Source organism: Mycobacterium sp. TH-M82 (assembly GCF_057473605.1).
Genome location: NZ_JBYCKY010000410.1, coordinates 1 through 4486, shown reverse-complemented (window position 1 = coordinate 4486; position 4486 = coordinate 1). Strand labels below are relative to the sequence as shown.

6 protein-coding genes are annotated in these 4486 nt (G+C 65.8%); 2 read left to right on the top strand and 4 right to left on the bottom strand.

What is annotated here, in order from left to right; translation table 11 throughout:
• Positions 1–236: 236 nt before the first annotated feature.
• Positions 237–563, top strand: coding sequence for a DUF732 domain-containing protein (locus AC2VON_RS12755; RefSeq protein ID WP_486953295.1), 327 nt, complete (start codon positions 237–239; stop codon positions 561–563).
• 213 nt (positions 564–776) lie between these two features.
• Entirely contained in the window at positions 777–1100 is a 324-nt protein-coding gene (locus tag AC2VON_RS12750) for a DUF732 domain-containing protein (RefSeq protein WP_486953294.1), read from the top strand.
• Positions 1101–1195: 95 nt separating this feature from the next.
• Here AC2VON_RS12750 and AC2VON_RS12745 read toward each other — a convergent pair whose 3' ends face one another.
• The 4 genes from AC2VON_RS12745 to ku all read right to left on the bottom strand — a co-directional run.
• Positions 1196–2419 (bottom strand): Nramp family divalent metal transporter, encoded by a 1224-nt coding sequence (locus AC2VON_RS12745; protein WP_486953293.1) that lies wholly within the window; start codon positions 2417–2419, stop codon positions 1196–1198.
• Between the two features lie 112 nt (positions 2420–2531).
• Complete coding sequence (locus AC2VON_RS12740) at positions 2532–3323, bottom strand: SDR family oxidoreductase (RefSeq protein WP_486953292.1); 792 nt, start codon at positions 3321–3323, stop codon at positions 2532–2534.
• A 42-nt stretch (positions 3324–3365) separates the two neighbouring features.
• The gene (locus tag AC2VON_RS12735) at positions 3366–3683 is read right to left on the bottom strand and encodes a hypothetical protein (RefSeq protein WP_486953291.1); all 318 of its coding nucleotides are present in this window, start codon (positions 3681–3683) and stop codon (positions 3366–3368) included.
• Between the two features lie 10 nt (positions 3684–3693).
• Positions 3694–4486 (bottom strand): non-homologous end joining protein Ku (ku, locus tag AC2VON_RS12730; RefSeq protein WP_486953290.1); only part of this gene is annotated, 793 nt, incomplete at its 5' end.

Sequence of the window (4486 nt, the reverse complement as noted above, 5' to 3'; positions counted from 1 at the left end):
GTTGCGGGCTGAGTGGCCGGTAGTCGCGGCAGGTCAGCCTGGCGCGGTCGCATCGCACGACAGTGTCGCAGCGCCACCGCGCACGCACCGCAGAACTGTCCCAGCTGCATCGCCGGGCCGATGACGCCGGCACACATCAGCTCCTGACGAGTGCACTAAGCCGACGACCAGCGTTCACCTGTGCTTCACCTGTCATACAGTCGCAGTTAAACGGCGGCGACAACACTGCTGCATCGATGAAGCATGCGAAATGGTTCTTGACCGCAGGCGGTGTCCTCACCGCAATCGGCTTGGCCGCGCCGGTGCATGCCGATAACGCCGACACCGTTTTCCTCACCGAACTCGATCATGCCGGCATCGAGTATGCCGATGCGCAGGACACCATTTCCATCGGCAAGGATGTCTGCGGCCTACTCGCAGAGGGGCGCTCGCCAACCGTCGTCGTGCGGTCCCTGAAGATCAGCAATCACCACCTCTCGGTGCATAACGCCGCCCAATTCGTCGTGATCTCCGCGCAGACATACTGCCCCGCTCAGCTGTCCGGCGAGGGCGCCGGCGGCTAAGAACGAGTGATCACTTTGTCGCGGACACACTGCCGATTGACGCAGACATGGCGCCCTGCTGAACACTGCGTGAACACTGCCGACGGCAGGGCTCATTGGTGTGGTCCCGTCATGCGTGCAGCGATACGCTCTTGTCCCGTAATCGATTTCAACAAACGATTGGGTTCGCCAAGGAGCGAACCAGCCAACATCGCGTCGTTACGGAGGTAACAAATGTCAGCTGCGAAACTGCTTCTGGCCGCAGCCACGGTGGCCGCATTGATCGGCCTGCCCGCGGCTGCCAAGGCGGAACCCGGTGACACCGTCTTGCTGGGTTCGCTCGACGCGATCGGCATCCAGTACCCGAATCCGACCCAAGCCGTAACCAGTGCCAGAGAGGTCTGCGAGTACATCGCGCAGGGACACACCTCGAACCAGGCTGCACGCGGGTTGAAAAACGCCAACCCCGAGTTGACGCTGACGCAGGCCTCCCAATTTGTGGCAGCAGCACGAGCAGCGTACTGCAGCCAGTCCCCTACGAGCGGCAGCGAGTCATAACCCTGCTGCCGCGGACCGCACCCTGACGCCTGGCCGCGCGGTCACCGGGTCGGATCCCATCGACACAGGCAGGCGGTGCCGACTTCGGCGGGTATTCAGCGCGTCACGGTCAGATAGATCAGCACCACGTTGAGGAGGCTGATCACTGCGGTGACGATCCAGCCGAGTGTCGAGGTCAACCGCCGATTGGTGGCGGTGCCCATCAGCTGTCGGTCACTGGTCAGCCGGATCAGCGGAGCGAGGGCGAACGGAATACCGAACGACAACACGACCTGTGAGAGCACCAGGGCGCGGCTGGGGTCCATCCCGGCGGCCAGGATCACCAGCGCCGGGATCAGTGTGATCAGCCGGCGCCACAGCAGCGGGACCGACACCCGCAGCAGCCCCTGCATGATCATCGCGCCGGCGTAGGAACCGACCGACGTCGACGCCAGGCCGGAGGCCAGCAGGCCGATCGCGAAGAACAGCGCGATCGTCGGGCCGAGAGCCTGGTCTACCGCGGCGTGCGCGCTCTCGATGGAGCCGGTGGTGCGCCCGGTCAGGTTGGTGGCGGCTACCACCAGCATGCCCAGGTTCACCGTTCCGGCCGCCAGCATCGCCAGCCCGACGTCCCATCGGGTCACCCGCAGGAGCCGGCGGCGCTGCCAGCCGGGGTTGGGTTGGCCGTGGCGGTCCCGGGCCAGGCCGGAATGCAGATACACCGCGTGCGGCATGACCGTGGCGCCCAGGATCGCGGTCGCCAGCAGCACACTTTCGGTGCCGTCGAAGCGCGGTAGCAGGCCCGCGGCCACGTCGGCGGCCGGAGGCGGAGAGACAACCACGCTGGCCAGGAAGCCGACCGCGATGGTCAATAACAGCCCGCTGGTTACCTTTTCGAAGACCCGTGGACCGCGGCGGTCGCCCACCGCCAGCAGTGCCATCGACACCACTCCGGTGACAACGCCGCCGAGCACCAACGGCAGATCGAACATCAGTTGCAGCGCGATTGCGCCACCGATGACTTCGGCCAGATCGGTCGCCATGGCGACTAATTCGGCCTGAAGCCAATAACCGATCCGGGCGGGTGTGCGGGTGTGGGCGCCGACCACTTCGGGCAGTGAACACCCGGTCACCAGCCCCAGCTTGGCCGACAGGTACTGCACCAGGCCGGCCATCACGTTGGCGACGACGATGACCCACCCCAGCAGGAAGCCGAACTGGGCGCCGGCGCTGACGTTGGCGGCGACGTTGCCCGGGTCGACGTAGGCGATGGCGGCGACGAATGCGGGCCCGAGCAGATACCAGCCAGGTTTCAGCCGCGTCTGAGCGTTCTGCGCCAACGCAGCCCCAGTTCTTCCGCGACGCCAAAGACAGAAGTCAGGTTAGACGAACCCCGGGACGGCCGAGCGGTGGCGACAGTCAGACAGGTCGTGGCCGGCCCTATCGAGGTCTTCACAGATCTGGGATGGGCAGGTCGAGGTTGGGGAAGGTAAGACCGCCGTCGACTTCGAGCGTCTTGCCGGTCAGATAGCTGCTCGCCGGTGAGGCCAGATACACCGCGGCCGCGGCGATGTCGACCGGATCACCGAGCCGGCGCATCGGCGTCACCTTCTCCATCGGCTTGCGCAGTTCGTCGTTGGAGGCCACCACGTCCAGCGCCGAGGTGAGGATCGAGCCCGGTGCGATGGCGTTGACCCGGATGCGCGGACACAGATCCAGGGCGGCCAGCCGGGTGTAATGGGCGAGCGCGGCTTTGACGGTGCCGTAGGCGGCGAATCCTCGTCCGGCCAGCCGCCCCATGGTCGAGGTGATGTTGATGATGGCTCCCCCGCCGGAATGCTCCAATATCAGCGGCACCGCGGCGGTGGTCAACGCGTGCGCGGTGCCGACGTTGAAGGTGAACGCGTCCCTGAGGTCCTTGGTTGGCGTGCTCAGCAACGGCGCGGGCATGGTTCCGCCGACGTTGTTGACGACGATGTCGAGTCTCCCGAACACGCGGACGGCCTGGTCGGCAAGCGTCGCCGTCGCCTCCGGGCGAGCCAGGTCGGCTACGACGACGTGGGCACGACGCCCGGTGGCTTCGACGTGCCGGGCTACGGCCTCCAATTCGGATCGGGTCCGTGACGCGATGACGACGTCGGCCCCGGCTTCGGCGAAGGCCACCGCGATCGCTGCGCCGAGCCCGCGCCCGGCGCCCGTGACGACGGCGACCCGGTCATCGAGCCGGAAGCTGTCGAGGATCACCGCGCCACGTTAACAAAGCCGCCACGATGAGGTGCGTGTCCGTCAGACAGCACCGTTACAGCCGCCGGGCGGGGCTGGTTCCGGCACCGGTCCACCACCCGGGTTGACGACGCACTGCATGGTCGGCCGACCCGGGGAATCTGATTGGACGATGCGCCAGTACGAACCGTCCGGGTAGTGCATTCCGTCGCAGTAGCCGTGCCCGGCCGGCGAACGATAACCAATCCCGACGCCACCGGGACAGTAACCGGCCGACGGGTCCGGAATGTGCCGATCGGGCTCGGCGCGGGCGGGCGAGGGGACCGCAACAGCGGCAGACAGGATCGCCGCTGCGACCGCCATCAGGGATCGTTGCACCATGGCCGAGAGCCTACTTCGCGGTGGGCTTCTTGGCGGGCGTTTTCCTCGTCGTGGATTTTTTGGCCTTCGACCGTGACTTGACGCTGGCCTCCAGCTTGGACAGCAGGTCGGCGACATCCTCCGTCTCGTCCAGCACGATGGGCTGCTCGTCAGCGGTAAACGCCTCACCGCCTTGGAGTTTGGCCTCGATCAACTCACTCAGCTGCTCCTGGTAAGTGTCGTGGTAGCGATCTGGGTCGAAGTCGTCGGCCATCGACTCGACCACCTGCCCGGCCATCTTCAGCTCGGCCGGTTTGATCTCGACCTTTTTGTCCAGCAGCGGAAAGTCGGGGTCGCGGATCTCGTCCGGCCACAGCAGGGTCTGGATCACCATCACCTCGCGTTTGCTGAAATCCTTGACCCGCAATGCGGCAAGCCGGGTTTTGTCGCGCAGCGCGAAATGGACGATCGCCACCCGGTCGGTTTCGGCCAGCGTCCTGGCCAACAGTACGTAGGACTTGGCCGAGTTCGAATCCGGCTCCAGGAAGTAGCTGCTGTCATACAGCATCGGGTCGAGCTCACCGGCGGGGACGAACTCCAGCACCTCGATCTCATGGTCGCGCTCCGCCGGCAGGTTTGCGATGTCGTCGTCGGTGATCACCACCATCTGCCCGTCGTCGGATTCGTAGGCCCGGGCGATGTCGGCGTAGTCGACGACCTCGCCGCACACCTCGCACACCCGCTTGTACCGGATTCGCCCGTTGTCCTTGGCGTGCACCTGGCGGAACGTGATGTCGTGATCCTCGGTGGCCCGGTAGACCTTG

What these genes read in the sequence shown, in the direction of transcription:
- AC2VON_RS12755 (WP_486953295.1), top strand. Translation starts at nt 237, where the DNA reads ATGAAGCATGCGAAATGGTTCTTGACCGCAGGCGGTGTCCTCACCGCA.
- AC2VON_RS12750 (WP_486953294.1), top strand. Translation starts at nt 777, where the DNA reads ATGTCAGCTGCGAAACTGCTTCTGGCCGCAGCCACGGTGGCCGCATTG.
- AC2VON_RS12735 (WP_486953291.1), bottom strand. Translation starts at nt 3,683, where the DNA reads ATGGTGCAACGATCCCTGATGGCGGTCGCAGCGGCGATCCTGTCTGCC.